The organism is Cerasibacillus quisquiliarum (assembly GCF_014202495.1).
Taxonomy (GTDB): Bacteria; Bacillota; Bacilli; order Bacillales; family Amphibacillaceae; genus Cerasibacillus; species Cerasibacillus quisquiliarum.
Window position 1 is genome coordinate 159,025 of sequence record NZ_JACHHA010000005.1, and the last position, 18,320, is coordinate 177,344.

The 18,320-nt window shown below is 34.2% G+C and carries 15 protein-coding genes; 5 read left to right on the plus strand and 10 right to left on the minus strand.

Annotated elements, in window-relative coordinates; all coding sequences use genetic code 11:
• Nucleotides 1-107: 107 nt before the first annotated feature.
• Complete coding sequence (locus tag HNQ35_RS07940) at nucleotides 108-1,028, plus strand: zinc dependent phospholipase C family protein (protein ID WP_146936279.1); 921 nt, start codon at nucleotides 108-110, stop codon at nucleotides 1,026-1,028.
• 30 nt (nucleotides 1,029-1,058) lie between these two features.
• Here HNQ35_RS07940 and HNQ35_RS07945 read toward each other — a convergent pair whose 3' ends face one another.
• Together HNQ35_RS07945 and HNQ35_RS07950 are read right to left on the minus strand one after the other, a co-directional pair.
• Entirely contained in the window at nucleotides 1,059-2,336 is a 1,278-nt protein-coding gene (locus HNQ35_RS07945; RefSeq protein ID WP_146936281.1) for an MFS transporter, read from the minus strand.
• A 205-nt stretch (nucleotides 2,337-2,541) separates the two neighbouring features.
• Nucleotides 2,542-2,775 carry an IDEAL domain-containing protein gene (locus HNQ35_RS07950; RefSeq protein WP_146936283.1) on the minus strand — a complete coding sequence of 78 codons (234 nt, stop codon included), beginning with the start codon at nucleotides 2,773-2,775 and terminating at the stop codon, nucleotides 2,542-2,544.
• 482 nt (nucleotides 2,776-3,257) lie between these two features.
• On the opposite strand from HNQ35_RS07950, the gene nhaC reads away from it, so the two are divergent.
• A complete protein-coding gene (gene nhaC, locus HNQ35_RS07955; RefSeq protein ID WP_146936285.1) occupies nucleotides 3,258-4,640 on the plus strand; it encodes a Na+/H+ antiporter NhaC in 1,383 nt (460 codons plus the stop codon).
• A 29-nt stretch (nucleotides 4,641-4,669) separates the two neighbouring features.
• Here the strand turns inward: nhaC and map are convergent, their stop codons facing one another.
• From map to HNQ35_RS07975, 4 genes are all read right to left on the minus strand, one after another.
• On the minus strand, nucleotides 4,670-5,443 hold the full coding sequence (map, locus tag HNQ35_RS07960; protein ID WP_146936287.1) for a type I methionyl aminopeptidase: 774 nt from the start codon (nucleotides 5,441-5,443) through the stop codon (nucleotides 4,670-4,672).
• Between the two features lie 144 nt (nucleotides 5,444-5,587).
• Nucleotides 5,588-6,340, minus strand: a complete 753-nt coding sequence (locus HNQ35_RS07965; RefSeq protein WP_146936289.1) for a (S)-benzoin forming benzil reductase — start codon at nucleotides 6,338-6,340, stop codon at nucleotides 5,588-5,590.
• Between the two features lie 14 nt (nucleotides 6,341-6,354).
• Nucleotides 6,355-7,722, minus strand: a complete 1,368-nt coding sequence (locus HNQ35_RS07970; RefSeq protein ID WP_146936291.1) for a dipeptidase — start codon at nucleotides 7,720-7,722, stop codon at nucleotides 6,355-6,357.
• Between the two features lie 393 nt (nucleotides 7,723-8,115).
• A complete protein-coding gene (locus tag HNQ35_RS07975) occupies nucleotides 8,116-8,772 on the minus strand; it encodes a YhcN/YlaJ family sporulation lipoprotein (RefSeq protein WP_146936293.1) in 657 nt (218 codons plus the stop codon).
• A gap of 158 nt (nucleotides 8,773-8,930) precedes the next feature.
• Between HNQ35_RS07975 and HNQ35_RS07980 the strand changes: the two genes are divergently transcribed.
• Entirely contained in the window at nucleotides 8,931-9,170 is a 240-nt protein-coding gene (locus tag HNQ35_RS07980; protein WP_146936295.1) for a YhdB family protein, read from the plus strand.
• A gap of 45 nt (nucleotides 9,171-9,215) precedes the next feature.
• Here HNQ35_RS07980 and HNQ35_RS07985 read toward each other — a convergent pair whose 3' ends face one another.
• Genes HNQ35_RS07985 through HNQ35_RS07995 form a run of 3 tightly spaced genes read right to left on the minus strand, consistent with a single transcriptional unit; the run spans nucleotide 9,216 to nucleotide 13,870 of the window.
• A complete protein-coding gene (locus tag HNQ35_RS07985; protein WP_246118053.1) occupies nucleotides 9,216-10,034 on the minus strand; it encodes a S1C family serine protease in 819 nt (272 codons plus the stop codon).
• Between the two features lie 59 nt (nucleotides 10,035-10,093).
• On the minus strand, nucleotides 10,094-12,124 hold the full coding sequence (locus HNQ35_RS07990) for an ABC transporter ATP-binding protein (RefSeq protein WP_146936298.1): 2,031 nt from the start codon (nucleotides 12,122-12,124) through the stop codon (nucleotides 10,094-10,096).
• A complete protein-coding gene (locus HNQ35_RS07995; protein ID WP_146936300.1) occupies nucleotides 12,125-13,870 on the minus strand; it encodes an ABC transporter ATP-binding protein in 1,746 nt (581 codons plus the stop codon). It lies immediately after the preceding gene.
• A gap of 515 nt (nucleotides 13,871-14,385) precedes the next feature.
• Here HNQ35_RS07995 and HNQ35_RS08000 point away from each other — a divergent pair.
• Nucleotides 14,386-14,940 carry a beta-class carbonic anhydrase gene (locus tag HNQ35_RS08000; RefSeq protein ID WP_146936302.1) on the plus strand — a complete coding sequence of 185 codons (555 nt, stop codon included), beginning with the start codon at nucleotides 14,386-14,388 and terminating at the stop codon, nucleotides 14,938-14,940.
• A 793-nt stretch (nucleotides 14,941-15,733) separates the two neighbouring features.
• On the opposite strand, the gene murG is transcribed toward HNQ35_RS08000, so the two are convergent.
• Nucleotides 15,734-16,807 (minus strand): undecaprenyldiphospho-muramoylpentapeptide beta-N-acetylglucosaminyltransferase, encoded by a 1,074-nt coding sequence (murG, locus tag HNQ35_RS08005; protein ID WP_146936304.1) that lies wholly within the window; start codon nucleotides 16,805-16,807, stop codon nucleotides 15,734-15,736.
• 122 nt (nucleotides 16,808-16,929) lie between these two features.
• Here murG and HNQ35_RS08010 point away from each other — a divergent pair, with 122 nt between their 5' ends.
• Nucleotides 16,930-18,297, plus strand: coding sequence for an MATE family efflux transporter (locus HNQ35_RS08010; protein ID WP_146936306.1), 1,368 nt, complete (start codon nucleotides 16,930-16,932; stop codon nucleotides 18,295-18,297).
• Nucleotides 18,298-18,320 lie beyond the last annotated feature (23 nt).

The following is an 18,320-nucleotide window of genomic DNA, read 5'->3' on the forward strand; positions in this document are numbered from 1 at the left end:
TATTATTATCATTTATAATGATGTTTAAGAAAGCTGGTTATTTGAAATGTATGATAAAAATATTATTACTTAATATAACTCTTTTATATGGGAAGGAGGGATATACATTGCCTAATATATGGACACATATTCTTTTTTGTGAAGATGTTGTTGATTCAATGAATAATACACAACATGCATATTTAACTAATGAAAGAGTCATGAAATTAGGTGCTCAAGGTCCTGATCCTTTCTTTTATTATAATTTTTGGCCTTGGTTTAAAGATGGGCCTATTCAAGAGATTGGCACATTAATTCATACAAAACGATGTGGGCCATTTTTAATTGATTTAATTAAAGGGGCTAAAGAGAGAGATGATACTGTTCAGGCGTTTGTCTTTGGCTTTATAACGCACCATATTCTCGACCGGCACACCCATCCATATATTCATTATCGAGCTGGATATAAAAAAAATAACCACCAGCATTTGGAAATAATCATCGACACATTAATGATGGATAAATATTATCATGTCAAAGCATGGAAATTACCTGTTATTAATGAAATAAATGTCGGTTTTTCCTTGCCTAAATCGATTGTTTCACTATTACACGAAACAATTCATAAACATTTTCCGAACAATGCACAACCGTCTAATAAATATATTCAAAAAGCTTATCGTGATTTAAAACGAGCACAACGCATTCTTTATGATCCGTATGGATGGAAAAATATCGTGTTAAAACCATTTATATCCGCCTATTCCCACCGACCAGTGACAGATGAGAAGGATTTTTTAAATCTGAATCATACTGTATGGTATCATCCTGCGACAAAAGAACCCTCGACGAAAAGTTTCATTGATTTATACAATCAAAGTAAATTAGATGCGTGTGAAATTATGCCAATCGTCATGAATTATTGGGCATCACCCTCTCAAAAACAGCTTAAAGAACAACTAGTTGATCTAATTGGTAATATTTCTTACGACACAGGGCAACCTGTGGCTTCAGGCTTGGAAAATAAATACTGTGAGCCTCTGTTATGAATAAAAAAAGTCAGGTGAATGACCTGACTTTTAGCTTGCTTTTTTTCCATTAACTTCTTTCATACCTTTTTCAATATTAACGCATTTCAATAAAATAATACCCGCTAAGAAGAAGAAAATAAGTGAAATAATCCCGAGTCGACTAGACCCTGTTAATTGACCAACTAACGCAAATACAAATGGCCCAAAAACAGCAGAAAACTTGGCCGACACACCGTAAAACCCAAAAAATTCTGCTCGCTTATTTTCTGGAACTAAACGTCCATATAACGAACGACTTAATGATTGTGCTCCTCCTTGAACGAATCCGACACATATAGCAAGTAAATAAAAATGAATTGCGGTTGACATGAAATACCCAAATATAACAATTCCCATATAGATGAAAAGTGATAGCATTAATGCTGGTTTCACCGAGATTTTCTTCGCTAGCCAACCGAAAAAGAAAGTACAAGGTATGCCGATGAACTGCGTGATTAATAGAGCTGCAATTAAATCATTCTGATCAATATTAATATCTCTTCCATAAATTGTTGCCATTTTAATGATTGTTGAAATACCGTCATTATATAACCAAAAAGCTAATAAAAAAAGTAATAATTGCTTATACTTTGTGATTTCTTTTATTGTCTCACCTAACCGTGAAAAACCTATAACAATATATGATTGGTCGCGTTTAATTGCTGGTTTTCTTTCTTCTTGGATATTTTTAAATAAAGGAATTGAAAAAATAAACCACCAAACTCCTACAGATGCAAACGAAACCTGACTAGCTACAGTAGCATTCGGTAGACCAAACCAGTCATGCTTTAATATCATTAACAAGTTTATAGCTAGCAGTACACCACCACCAACGTATCCCCAAGCATATCCTGCCGCTGATACACGGTCCATTTCTTTTCCTTCTGCGATTTCGGGTAAAAAAGCATCGTAGAAGACATTTCCACCAGAAAAGCCAATCGTACCTATAATTAATAATATAGAGGCGAATATGTAATCCCCTTCACCGACAAAAGCTAATAAAATACTAGCAATAACACCCATATAACAAAAGAACCTTAAAAACTTTTTCTTTGCAGCAGAAAAATCACTAATTGCACCTAATATGGGACCTAATATAGCTACGATTAATGCGGCTATAGATTGAGAATATCCCCAGTAGCTAGTTGCCAGATGACTTTCCAAACCTTTAGCAGCAACATCATAATAAAATGTTGGTAGAACAGCAGCCATAATTGTCGTAGCAAATGCAGAGTTACCAAAATCATATAGTACCCAGCCTAATGTCTGCTTTTTCTTTGATTTCATATAGCCTATTCCTCCTTTCTTTTAGCATATCAAAAGAACAACTTGATTATTATTAATTTTTTGTTAAATATATCTTGGATGAAAGCAATATAAATAACACATAAATTCCCTAGGTTAATAAGAAAGTTTTATGACCAACGATGAGTTGTATTCGATTGTATATACACTTTGACATTATTAATTAGCACACTATCTCCCAAGCACTTTATTCCCAAACATATTGTTTATAAAGTTCACTATACCTTTGGAAAGCTTCCTGATCACCGGAATCAATAGCTTTATTTAAAATGTCCATAAGATGATGTTTATTCCGTATAAAACACAATTCATCTAATAATAATCGAGCAGATAGCATCATTTCAAATGAAATTTCTCGTTTTGCTTGAACACGGTTTCCTCTATAACGTTTGAAACGATATATTGTTTTTTCTTTATTCATGACATATCACTCCTCGTGTCCCTTTTTCTACATTATCCTAAATGTTTAGAATAATTTCAATAGAATAATTGAAAAATAAATAAAATTTATTTTAAAACTTGATTTTTCTATGCTTATGTCGCGATTATGATGTCTTAATCATTAATTTCTTATGTTGTTCTCATTTCTGAATTTTACTTCATTTTAAAAACAGTTGACAATCAGGATAATAACAGTGTATATTATTTTTTAATATTTAAAGTCGAATATTCGTTATCCTGAAATGACCGAGTAGTTGATTTCTGAGCAGTCTAAGAGACAAGACGGATGGTGCAAGTCTTGGCAGGAAATCAATCGAAATACACATTTCATCAAAAGGATATAGCTAAGTAAGTGGCCAATTGACGTCATTGGCAACCAGGGTGGTACCGCGGAGTATGCTTCGTCCCTTTCACTAGGGATGAAGCTTTTTTATTTTATTAAAATTAAAAGGAGGAGTATGAATGTTTCCAATCCAAGCGAAGTACAAACCACATGTGTTCGAAGCTGTCATTATTTTCATGATTCTAGTAGGGATGATTAGTTATTATATTATCGGGATTGGGACAGTCCCACATATTCCTATTTTATTAGGTATATTTTTTCTAATTATTTATGGATTAATTCATAGAATTACTTTCCGTGACTTACATGCTGGTATGCTTGAAGGGGCAAGAAATAGTTTAGGAGCGTTGTTTTTGTTTTTATTAATTGGTGTATTAATGAGTAGCTGGATTATAAGCGGAACAATTCCAGCATTAATCGACTTAGGTTTTTCAATTGTGACTGGAAAATGGTTCTATGCGATCGTTTTCACAGTCACCGCCATTATTGGGGTGTCACTCGGAAGTTCATTAACGACAGCTGCAACAATCGGTGTCGCTTTCATCGGAATAGGTCAAGCGCTAGATGCTTCTTTAGCTATAACAGCTGGAGCAATCGTTTCAGGAGCTTTTTTCGGTGATAAGATGTCACCTTTATCTGATACAACGAACTTAGCTTCTACGATTGTTAAAGTTGATTTGTTTGATCATATTAAGCATATGAGCTTAACAACGATACCAGCATTTATGATTTCATTTATCTTATTTATCTTTCTATCTCCTAAAACAGGAGCGAAAATTGATACAACAACAGCATATATGAATGCTTTACAATCAACTGGATTGATTCATTGGACATCATGGTTACCATTATTAGTACTCGTGATAGCTGTTTTATTTAAAATGTCCGCTTTTATGTCGATTACAATGAGCAGTTTATTAGCAACGATACTCGCTATTATGACAAAAACGATTTCCTTCAATGGCGTATGGGATATATGGTTTAAAGGTTATACGGCAACAACTGACTTTGAGCCTGTTAATACACTCCTTTCTAAAGGTGGAATAGAAAGTATGTTTTTCACGATGTCCCTTGTCATTTTAGCACTTGGATTTGGTGGACTTCTATTTGTAACAGGTATTATTCCATCTATTCTAGAGACGTTACAACGGAAGTTACAACGTGTCCGTTCCATTATTGTATCAACAGCTTTAACTGCAATTGGAATAAACGTTTTAATAGGTGAACAATATTTATCCATTTTATTAACAGGTGAAACATATAAAAATTTATACAATAAAGTTGGCTTATCAAACAAAGCTTTGTCACGGACTTTAGAAGATGCAGGAACAGTCATTAACCCTCTCGTTCCTTGGAGTGTATGTGGTGTGTTTATAGCTGATGTACTCGGTGTTCCTGTTCTCACTTACTTACCATTTGCCTTCTTCTGTTTATTAAGTCCATTGATTACTGTGATCTTTGGCGGTAAATCGAATAGTGCACAAATTCAAAAGCAAGCATAAAAAAATCCTAGGGAAAGCCCTAGGATTTTTTATTTATCTAATGTAGGTATTTCACGATCTTGTTCAGTTAAAATAATCGGATCTCCTTTCGTAATAACAATCGTATGTTCATATTGTGCAGACCGACCTTTATCAACTGTACGCGCTGTCCAACCATTAGCATCCATTTTACTTTTCCAATCACCTTCGTTTAACATCGGTTCAATGGTGATAGTCATACCTTCTTTTAAACGTAAACCTTTACCCTTTTCTCCATAATGAGGAACGTATGGACTTTCATGAATCGTTGGTCCGATTCCATGACCAGTAAAGTCGCGCACGACAGAGAAACCTTCTTTTTCCGCATATGTCTGAATCGCATGCCCTATATCACCTAGGCGATTCCCATGCCTTGCTTGTTCAATTCCTTTATATAATGCTGTTTTTGTCACTTCCATTAAACGTTTACCTTGTTCATCAACTTCTCCGACAGCATAAGTCCAAGCCGAATCGGCAAGACCACCGTTTAAATTGACTACCATATCAATCGTGACAATATCACCATCTTTTAGAGGTTCATGACGTGGAAAACCATGACAGATTTCATCATTAATCGAAGCGCATGTGGCATACTTATATCCTTGATAACCCTTTTGTTCTGGGGTTGCACCATGCTTTTTTAAAAAATCACCAACAAATTGTTCAATTTCCATTGTTGTTATGCCTGGCTTAATCATTTTTGCAATTTCTTTATGTGTGAGCACAAGCAAATCAGCAGCCTTTTGCATTTGTACAATTTCACGTTTACTTTTCCGTGTAATCATTTATGACTCCCTTTCCCAACATAATCAAATAACCTATTAATCAGCTTATTAAAAAACTATTTAAAGTTTACCACAAACAAATCATTCCTGCAGTCCCGTTCAATCCGAGAAAAAATCTGCCATATTGCAAGCAGATTTTTTGAATTATAAATAATTTCGAGCATCATATATTTTTCCATTAGAAAGTTGCTCTTCAAATAATATATACATAAGAATTTGTGCAATCTCTTCTGGCTGACGTAACAACTTATTATCCTTATATTGAATAAATGTATCTACTTCATCAAATGCTTCACGCGTGCTTTTGCGAATTTCAGTTTGCATCTCTGTATCCATAATACCAGGACTTAACCCAATAATCATATGATTTGTTTTTAAGTTTTTCTGTTCTAAAGCGACTGTTTCAATATAACGGTTCATTGCGGCTTTCGTACTACAATAAGCGCTCCAACCATGTACTGCACGTTCTGCTGCACCTGATGTAATAATCGTATTTATCATCGTCCCACGCTTTTGATTTAGAACATGTAACAAATAATTCGTTATCATCATCGGTGTTGTTAAATTTACTTGAACATGTTTTGCTAGTTGATATGGATCTATTTTTGCTGCTTGATGAATCGGTTCAATCATTGCCGCATTATTAATTAAATAAACCTTTTGATTCTTTTTTAATTGAGCAGCGATTTGTTTCATCACTGCCATTGTTTCATGATGATTACTTAAATCACATGTCATATGTTGATAAGACGTTTGATATTCAATAGCTAGTCGGGATAGGTTTTTATTTTCATGTCGGGATAGGCCAATGACACGTATTTTCTTTTTTAAAAATAATGTGGCTATATGATGGCCAAGGCCCCTTGATGTCCCTGTTATGACTGCTAATTTACTCATTTCTACGCCCCCCCCTATTTTTGAAATGATGTCCAATAATAGACGAGTGTCTCCATCCCTTTGTCAAAGCTTGATAATGGAAAGCTTTCATTCGGTGAATGGAGACGATCTTCTGGTGTACCGAACCCTAATAACACTACAGGAACATCATAAATCGTATCAAGCCATTCAACAACTGGAATTGATCCACCCATACGAGCGTATACCGTCTCTTTTCCAAATGCTCTCGTATAACTCTCAGCAGCTTTCTGAATAAGTGGATGATTAGGTTCTACCTTATAAGCTTTAGCGGAAAATTTCTCTTTCTTTAGCTCAACAGTTACCCCAGATGGTTTTACCTTTTCAATATGCTTTTCAATACATTGTTGAACATGAACAGGGTCTTGGCCTGGGACTAACCGACATGTAATCTTTGCTGTTGCGGACGTCGGGATAATCGTTTTCGTACCCTCACCTTGATACCCCCCGTATATACCATTTATTTCAAACGTTGGCCGTGCCATCGTATGTTCTTTTGCTGTATATCCCTTTTCAGATACAGCTTCTGGTACGCCAGTCGTTTGAACATAATCCTCCCCTGGAACACTCTGTATCAATTCACGTTCTTCAAACGATAACTTTTCAGCTCCATCATAGAATCCCTTTACTAAAATCTCTTCGTCTTCATTTTTTATCGAGGACAAAATATGAGATAAAGCCATAATTGGATTTCGTACCGCTCCACCATATATACCAGAATGCAGATCTCGTTTAGGGCCTGTAACTGTTAACTCAAGAGCAGTTGATCCTTTTAAACCATACAATATCGTAGGTTGATTTTCAGCAACCATACCTGAATCGGAAATGACGACAAAATCGGCCGCGTATAATTCTTTCTTCTCTTCAAGCATTGTGTATAAATTTTCACTTCCGATTTCTTCCTCACCTTCAATACATACTTTAATATTAAGTGGAATATGACCTTTCGTTTTCATAAAAGCTTCCAAAACAGCTAAATGCATAAAGACTTGGCCTTTATCATCACTTGCTCCACGAGCATATAATCGCCCATTCCTAACCTCTGGTTTAAATGGATCACTGTCCCATTCTTCAAGAGGATCAGCTGGTTGAACATCATAATGACCATAAATCAGAACAGTTGGCTTATCCTTTCCTGCTTGATCATAATGGGCATAGACAATTGGATGCCCCGCTGTTTCTTGTAATTCAACTTGGTTAAAACCTATATCTCTTAAATATGTAATGAGATAATCTGCTGCTTTTCGGACTGCATCTTTATACTCACTGTCCGTACTTACACTCGGTATCGATAAGAACTCCTTTAAACGATCTAATAAGTGTTCACGATTTTCTTGTAAATAATTTAGTACTTCTTGCGACATCTCATTCATCCTTATGTCTTATATTTAAGGTTTTAGTCTCCCGACTTTTGAAAGGTAAACCTTATGAACCTATATTTGCTTCTCACTGGTATCTTCTCAAATTTTATATACTTAATATATTTAAGAAATGAATCGGATATCTATATTCTATTTTACCATAAAGTATTGTTGTTTCTACATTTGAACATTAATTAACATGTTCAGTGATCATGAAGTGAACGAAAATATAAGATGTGTTTCATATTGGAAATGGAAGTTGTATCGAGCATTTAGACAAGATTTGTTGGGGCAAGTTATACGTTTGCGCAATCTTTAGAGATGAAAGTTCAATCCACAATCTCTTCTATTTTAAACAGTAAAAAAACGAGAAAACTCTCGTTTTTTTACTTAAACTTATCTATTTTGCGGAAAAAGACGCTCAATCATATTTCCAAATTGATCAAAGAAACCCTCAATCGGTCTTCCTGCATTAACATCGTCTACATAATTTGTTGTTAAATTATAAAAGTCAGGATTTGTAGACACAAAAACGTTATCAATATCATTATCAACAGAACGAACAATCTCGGCAATACGCTTCTTCATATCATCCGTTAATTCATGACCTTTCTCATTTGGTCTCGGATTTCGCATATTGTTATTGTTACGGTTGTTTCGACCGTCTTGATTCCTTTTTTTATTATTTGTATCCATTCGTGCAGCGACATAAGCATTATTTTCAGTCGTTAATACATATGCTGTTTCAATTTCTGGTATCTTATCAGTAATTTGTTCTGCAGCCTCTTCGGCAACATCAAAACGATTTCGATTGTTTTGGTCCTTCTTATTAGTATGATCATTGAAACGCCCTTCACCACGATTACGCTCACGATAATCTGTATGGTTCCGGTTATTATCGTTCATACCGTCACTAGTTCCTGTGTTTTCGAATCGTGTCGGTTGAGCGCCATCATTATCATTGTTGCGCATTGCATCATTGGTATCGTCCGTTACATTACAACCAGTTAGTAATGCAAATGCTGTAAAAGCCGTTATTAATTTACGATTCAAGTTATATCCCTCCTTTTTTCTTGTTTGTAGTTTATATCGAATTCAATTTATTATACAAATATCATAAAGCCTTTAAATGGTAAGCACACCAGCATTGTATTGTAAATATATTATAAAAAGCGGGAAAGATATAATGACCCTTTTATAGGAGGGATGTTATGGAAATACCAGATTATGACAAAGCATTATATTATATTTTATGGGGACAATGGGATAATTTACTTATTCTCATGGTCCGTACAAAAGACGATATCCTATCAAAACGTATCCAACACTTTCTTCATGCCTATCACTATGCGACAGATCAACAAACCATTGTTGAAACCCACGATAACCTCCTATGCTATCTAGATCATGCAATGAATTATACAACACCAACAATTACAGCTGAAATGTAATGACATGCAATGAAAAAAGGAATGCCCTTCTATAAGGCATTCCTTTTATTTACGCTCATGATAATAATCGATTGGGATAAATAAACCAACCGTCCCATATTCATTATGATTAATCGTAGCGAAAACGACTCCAATCACCTCACCTTGCTCGTTAATAATTGGACTTCCACTATTGCCCCGGTAAATCGGTGCTTCTATCATAATAACTGGATCATTCCATTCTTTTAGTTGTATATAATCTAAAATATATCCCTCATTTACAATGCCTTGAAAGCGAAGTGGGTTTCCGATAAACGTCACTTTTTCTCTTTCTTTAAAAAGTGTTTCTCTAGCTAAATTTAAATACGGCAATTCATTTCCTTCAATTGTTTGTAATATAGCCAAATCTATTTCAGGATATGTTTCAACAACAGTGGCGCGAAATAGTCCGTCATTTTTAAAGGCTACGGTTACTTCAGTTTCATCTTTAACAATATGTTGATTCGTAATAATTTCACCATTAGCATTAATTGAAAAACCCGTACCACGACTTTCTTCAGTTTCAATCACGACAACTGCTTCTTTATATTTTTGAATTGTTTCATTCTTTGACAATTTTGCTGATGTCATAAGAAAGTCAATCGCTGGTATAGATAAAGTTTGTGGAAATAAAGCCACTATATTAAACATAAGAGCTAATGCAATAAGCCAATAGATCCATTTCGGGAAGGGACGATGAGCAGACTTGCTTCTTGCTCGTTCACTTTCCCTTTCCAAAGCTTCCTGACGCGCCTGTTGAACGAGTTCATACATTTCTTCATCGTCTATTTCTTCATATAAATCATCATCAATGATATCGACTTCGTATTGTTTGTTTTCCTTCACGACATCACCATCAATCTATATTAAACTTTGTTTGTGAAGTCAAATGTGAAAAACATCTATTATGTTAAGGACATCCGAGCACCTTGTTGTTGCATACGGTACATCTCACTATAAATACCTTTTTGTTCTAGTAATTCATGATGATTTCCACTTTCCTTTATCTTACCATGTTCCAGAACAAAAATCGTATCTGCGTCCCGAATCGTTGAAAGTCGATGGGCAATCACTAGTGTTGTTCGGCCTTTTTTCAACACTTTTAATGCTTCTTGAATCAATGTCTCTGATTCAGTATCGATATTTGCCGTTGCTTCATCTAAGACGAGAATCGCTGGATCAAATGCTAGAGCACGTGCAAATGATATGAGTTGTCTTTCACCGAGTGAAAAGGTCATTCCACCTTCTGTCACTTCAGCGTCATATCCTTTCGGTAACTTCTCAATAAATCGATCAGCACCTACAGCTTTTAATGCAGCAATCGCTTGTTCACGAGATATACGTTCATCATTCATCGTAACATTGGAAAGCACCGTACCAGAAAATAGAAATGGATCTTGAAGTACAATTCCCATATGACTCCGCACTTGTTGACGCGACCACTCCTTAATATTATGATTATCAATAAATATTTTACCTTTTTGTGGATCATAAAAACGGAAGAGCAAATTCATTAATGAACTCTTTCCCGAACCTGTATGTCCAACAAAAGCAGCTGTTTCGCCAGATTTTATATTGAATGAAATATCGTGTAAGACATATTCATCATCATAAGCAAATGATACATTTTCAAAAGAAATATTACCTTGATATCGTGGTATCCTTATATGATTTACATCCTCAATTTCTTCATCCATGAGTTGAAAAACACGCCCCCCAGCAACACGGGCCTGTTCTAATAAAGGCAATTGATTTACGATATTGTTAATTGGACCGAATAAACGTGTTAAATAATCAACAAAAGCATATAACAATCCGATCGATACGACACTTCCTGGTTCTAATGAAAACGAACCGAAATGCCATATAAAAACAACAAATGTCATATTGCGAAAAAATGTAACTAAATTATGCGATGTTAAAGCGTTTAATTTTAATAATTTTCGCTGATAAGTAAAATGTCTCGTATTTAATATCTCAAATTCTTTCTTTGTCTGCTTTTCACGACTAAAAGCTTGGATGATTGGCATACCTTGAATGGATTCATTTATGTTTCCATTTATTTTACTATTTGTTGAACGAATCACTTGATTAAACTTAGAACCATATATTTTATATAGTCTCATCCATATATAAATGAGTGGAATAGCTAATAAACATAGAGCCGCCAATTTCGCATCAAGAAAGAACATCGCGATATAAACACCAAACATATAAATAAAACTTGTAATGACAATGGAGAGAACGCGTTCATATAAATCACGAATCGCCTCTGTATCATTTGTTACACGAGCGACAATTGTACCAGCTGGGCGCTTGACAAAATATTGGATAGGTAACCTTTGAATATGTGAAAAAACATCATTTCGCATTTTCTTAACTATTTGGTTGGATGATTTTTGCAACATATACGTTTGAAAGAATTGAAATAAACCAGCTACAACTAACAACAAAACGTATAGTACTAGTAAGAGCATAATAGGTCGTTTCTCTGGTTTTATAAATTGAGCTAAATCCGTTAGGCTTAGCTTTTGTCCACTTGCTTTAATCGGACCTTCAGGTGTTTGTATCGTCACTTGATCTCCATTAACGGATCGTTTTCCTGTTAAAGGAACTTCTCTGTTAACAAAGTAATAATTTTTATCAATTTGTATCAGTGTCGCTTTTCCTATAATATGATCATTGGCTGACTCGCGATCAGATCGTTTATAATATTTATCTTGATAGTAAATCGTCTTTTCATCTTTCTTTTCCGCAATCTGATGCCATACACCTTCAATGCCGACAATATGGTCATCGATTATTTTTTTCGCAATCAAAGGTCCAGCTAATTCCATACCTGTTGCTATCATTAAGCAAATAATCCCAATGAGGATCCCCTTTTTAAACGTTAAAGCGTATTGAAATAATCTTTTTTCAGTCGTTTCTGTCTTCATTTAATCGCCTCCTTCGTGAGAAAGCTGTTGTAATTCATACTGTTGTTTATACCAGCCATCATTTTTTATTAATGAATCATGTGTCCCATGCTCAATAATTTTCCCTTCATCTAATACAATAATCAGATCTGCATGCTCAACAGCAGACAAACGATGTGAAGCAATAAAAGTTGTCTTTCCTTTTCTTTCTTTCCGTAAATGTTGAATAATATTTGCTTCTGTCTTACCATCGACAGCAGACATAGAATCATCTAAAATTAATATCTCTGGATTTTTTATAAAAGCACGCGCTAAAGCGACACGTTGTTTTTGTCCACCAGATAGAGACACTCCGCCTTCTCCTACTTCTGTATCTAACCCTTTAGGTAATTGTTCAATATCTTCTAAGAAATGAGCGAGCTCCATAACACGGGTTATTTCTTTGTCGGAAGCATTTGCTTTTCCGAATTGAATATTTTCTCGAATCGACTTCGAAAATAATATCTGCTCTTGTGGAACATAACCTATCCAACGACGTAATTGATCGATATCAATCTGTTCAATCGGTACTTTAGATAAGCGGATATTACCTTTAAAATTTGGATATTGTCTTAATAACAATTTAAATAAGGTCGTCTTGCCCGCACCAGTCTTACCGACGATACCTATTGTATCGCCTCTATTAACATGAAAACTTATATCGTCAAGACTTTTTTGTTCACTTCCCGGATATGTAAATGAAACATGATCAAAAACAATGTCATTTACTTTATTAACAGCTTGAACTTCATGACTATTTTTTACATCAGGTTCATAATCTAAGATTTCATTCACCCGATCTAATGATGCATTTCCACGTTGTAAAATATTGATTAATTCGCCCATCGCAAACATCGGCCAAATAAGCATACCTAAATAAACGTTAAAACTAACTAAATCTCCAAGTGTCATGACTTGATTAAAAACAAGGTGAGCGCCATAACCGATTCCGATCGTGTATGATAAACCAACTAAAATTGTAACCGTCGGTTCAAATAAAGCGTCAACTTTCGTAACAGCCATATTTTTTTCATATACTTCATCTGTTTTCTTGCTAAAACGTTCAATATCTTGTTTTTCTTGAACAAAAGCACGCACAACTCGAATGCCGCGAATAGATTCCAATACTTCTGTGTTCATTTCTCCAAATGCTTCTTGCGCTTTTGTAAATCTCGCATGGATAGCTGCACCATACTTATTCATAATCAATGCCATAATCGGTAATGGCAAAAGCGACGCCAATGTTAACTTCCAACTAATCGTAAATCCCATCACCGCAACAATCATTAACATAAAAATACTAGAATCAACAAGGGTCAAAATACCAAAGCCTGCTGTTAATGCAATGGCTTTTAAATCATTTGTACTTCTCGCCATTAAATCTCCTGTTTTAAATTTTTCAAAAAAGGGCGGTGTCATCTTTAAAAAATGTGCAATTAACTTGCTCCGCATCGATTTTTCTAAAATAATGGCTCCACTAAATAACGTATAATCCCAAAAAAAGGAAACCGTATAATGAAGAAAAGCTAATAAAATATATCCAATAATAACGGTCATTAAAATTTTTCCCGTTAACGTATTGTATTGAATATGGTCAATGATAAATCCTACCAATTTAGGTGGAACTAGCGAAAGCGTACTTGCGAATATCAATGCTAATATAGCAAATAAATATCTTTTCCAATATTGCTTGAAAAACCAATCTAACTTCTTAAAAATTGAAAACAAAGCTTATCTCATCCTTTCTCTCTCGCCAAAAGATTTTTTTATGAAAAAATAAAAGGCACACGTCTATGACGCATGCACAATTAAATTAGAATATAGACAGATTATTCTATTCCATAAAAAGGTCACAGATGTATGAAACCGAGCATCATAAAAAAGCAGTCACCCACTCTATCTTGCTGGTATTTTTTATAAAATTATTCGTTTCATATCGTAGTACAATCATCTGTATAACCTTCTTTCTAAAAACTTATGTCATAATATGCATTTTAATATATATTTTCTAAAATGACAATCGTTTTTAAAAAATTATTATAAAGAAAGAATGTTCACGATATATGTTTTTCTTATTGGTTTTCACTATGGTGAAATAGTATAATAAAAGAACTAAGTTACTAATTAATCAGTGGCGACTTCTAGGATTTCAAGTAATTTTCAAGAAAATGTTTACCTGCAGTGGAAAATAACACGTCCCATTAAAAATCATAGGTAAAAAGACTATACGAGGGGGAGTACTAATGGTACATTTAGACGATATGCTGGCATATAATGAAAAATTTGTAGCTGGAAAAAAATACATACCTTATGAAACGAATAGCCGACCTAATAAAGAGATGGTCATCTTGACTTGTATGGAATCACGTTTAATCGAATTACTTTTAAGAGCGTTAAATCTTAAAAATGGCGATGTGAAAATGTTAAAAAATGCTGGTGCAATGATTAGAAAACCTTATGATACAATTATGAAAAGTATTCTCGTAGCGATATATGAACTTGGCGCTAAAGAAGTTGTAGTTATTGGTCATTATGACTGTGGCATGTCTCAAACAATTCCATCCGAATTAAAAGAAAAAATGATCGTGAATGGAATTAAACAGGAAACTATTCAAACAATTGAACGTTCTGGCATCGATTTTGAAGAAGAGTTTAGTGGGTTTGAGAGTGTTGAAGATTCTGTTAAGCAAAGCGTCTCTATTATTCGCCATCATCCATTACTTCCTGAATACGTTAAAGTCCACGGACTTGTCATTGATCCAAAAACAGGAAAAGTTGATGTCATAACACGTGAATAATTCTTTATAAATTATATGTTATGTAACATGGTGTCATTGGATGAAGCAATTATAACCATACGAGAAGCTATACATCTTTCAAATTTAGAGCATTATATTTTATTAAGAAATATGTTATGTCGTTTCATCCGAACGCTTATAAAAAATAGACTTATTTAGCACTGGGTGATCCTATTAGATGCCGTCTAAAATAAACAGCATATTATTGAACAAGCTCTCATTCAAAAATAATGAGAAATTATATTAACATATAATCTTATAAAACATGTAAGAATTAAAAAAGCGGCCTTAGACTCTTACATAAGATCTAAAACCGCTTAAATCATTTATTCACTGTCTACTTGACAGAGGACACTCTGTTTCATTTACTTAAACAACAACTACTTATATCCTTAAATCATGGATACTGAATGTGTGGTTGCATCCCAAGATGAATATATTCATGATATTATTCCTATCGCACTTCGACAATATTTATCAACGTAATGCCGATTACTATTGATGACTATTTTCCATCGATACCGTTACAACCCCCATCATGTTCAGCTTCAGTCACGTTTCAGTCTAGTCAACTAGATTTGAGATGATATTAATATTTATAACCATATTAAATAAACGGGGCGCTTTCTGATAAAATTAAGGTTATTAAATAACCACTATTAGATATGTGCTCTTGTTTAAAAATAATATATGACTATAAAATAAACATTTTAGCATTAATCTTATATAGCTATTACATGGGATTAAACACCTATAAACTCCTTCACATATGATTATAATAAACTTTTTTCTTTTATTTTTTTGCCTGTTCTTTAATAATCTCAATCACTCGGTCACGTGATTCACGACTACGGTATGATGCTTGATGATCTTTTATAATCGGTGCTTCTTTTTGGAGCTTTAATAAACCAGTTAGTAATGTTTCTTCTGTTAAGTCTTCTTCTTCTAATACATGCGCAAAATGTTTCTTTTTAAATGAAGCCGCATTAATAATCTGATCACCACGACTCGCTTGTCTAGAAAGTGGAATGAGTAACATTGGAATTTGTAAAGCAAGAAATTCAAAGATTGCATTTGCACCAGCACGTGACAACACAAAGTCAGTAATAGCTAATAAATGATTTAATTCTTCATTAACATATTCATATTGAACATAACCATCTGCTTTTATTGTGTGGTCCTTTTTCCCGTTTCCACATATATGTATGATTTGAAAATGCTCTAATAATTCATTTAAACTTTGTCTAACAATTGTATTTATTTTTTCTGAGCCTCCGCTACCACCCATAATGAGTAATATCGGTTTTTCCTTTGTAAATCCTGTTAATGTATATCCTTTTGCTTTATGACCTTTAAAGAGTTCATCACGAATAACAGCACCTACATATTCACTCTTCTTATCTGGTAAATAATCCATCGTTTCGGAGAATGTAGCTAAAACCTTATTAGCAAAAGGAAAAGCTAGCTTATTTGCTAATCCTGGCGTATAATCAGATTCATGAATAACAGTTGGAACACGGCGTAAACGAGAAGCAAAGATAACCGGTACCGAAACAAAACCACCTTTAGAAAAGATAATATTCGGCTTAAGCTTCCCTATAATCCGCCATGCTTCATATGTTCCTTTTAGTACTTTAAATGGATCTTTAAAATTTTCAATTGACATATAACGTCTCAATTTCCCTGTTGAAATTGGATAATAAGTGACGTCTTCTAACGGTTCTATTAACTGACGTTCAATCCCATTAATCGAACCGATATAATCAATTTCCCAACCTTCTTGTTGGAAAACGGGAATCAATGCTAAATTAACAATGACATGCCCTGCTGTTCCACCACCAGTAAATATAATTCGTTTCTTTTTCATAACACGTTTCTCCTCTTCTTGATACACTAAATATATATTATACCTATTTTCTTAAGAGATTTGTAATCCTTTTCTCTTATAAATCTATCGTAACAAATACAAGTTGGAAAAGGGAGATCTTCATGCATGAAACAACAACATTGAAAGAAAAAGTAAAATTATTCGGCTATATCTTAATTCCAATATTAATTACACAACTTAGTATGTACTTAATGAATTTCTTTGATACGATTATGTCTGGTAAAGCTGGAGCTGTTGATTTAGCAGGAGTTGCGATCGGTTCTAGTCTCTGGGTTCCGATTTTCACAGGAATCAATGGGATTCTACTTGCAGTTACACCGATCATCGCTCAGTTAGTCGGAGCAAATAAAGAAAACGATATTCCTAAAAAAATGCAACAAGCACTATATTTAGCCATCACTTTAGCCATCATTGTCATTATAGGTGTCGGAGTATGTATTAATCCCATCCTACAAATGATGGATCTTGAAGAAGGAGTTCGATATACAGCTAAGTATTATTTAATATCATTACTAACAGGCATCATTCCTTTATTTATTTTTAACACGTTGCGAAATTTTATAGATGCCCATGGAAAAACGAGGATTTCCATGGTTATTATTTTAATTTCATTACCTTTAAATGTTGTATTTAACTATATTTTTATTTTTGGTAAGTTTGGTGTGCCAAGGTTCGGAGGAATTGGTTCTGGAATTGCAACAGCCATCACTTATTGGCTCGTATGCATCATTGCAATTGGTACAACGATTAAAGTTAAGCCTTTTAAACAATACCATATATTAGAAAACTGGCAACGACCATCCTTTATTGAATGGGGAAGGCAATTAAAAATAGGTGTACCGATTGGCTTTGCATTGTTTTTTGAAACGAGTATTTTCTCTGCCGTTACTCTGTTTATGAGTACCTATAATACACAAACAATTGCCGCACATACAGCAGCAATGAACTTTGCCTCTTTATTATATATGATACCTTTAAGTGTTGGTATGACTCTTACAATTGCAATCGGCTATGAAGTTGGTGCAAAGCGCTTCAAGCATGCACGTACCTATGGATATATAGGAATAAGCGGTGGTATTTTTATCGCTATATTTGCTGGTCTGATATTATATATATTTAATGATCCCGTTGCAAGGCTTTACCATACCGATCCAGCTGTCATAGAATTAACAAAGCAATTTATTTACTATGCCATCATTTTCCAATTTGCTGACGCTTTTGGAGCACCACTCCAAGGAGCACTTCGTGGTTATAAAGATGTCAATATGACACTTATTATGGCGTTTATTTCTTATTGGATTATTGGTTTACCTAGTGGTTGGTTATTAGCTCATTACACATCATTGGAGCCATTTGGCTATTGGGTTGGTATTATTATTGGTTTAAGTGCAGGTGCTATCACTTTATTCGGACGCCTCTTATATATCCAAAATAAAATGGCTATTAAACATAAGAAGATGAATGCGTAAGCAAAAAGCTTCGGCTCACCTTA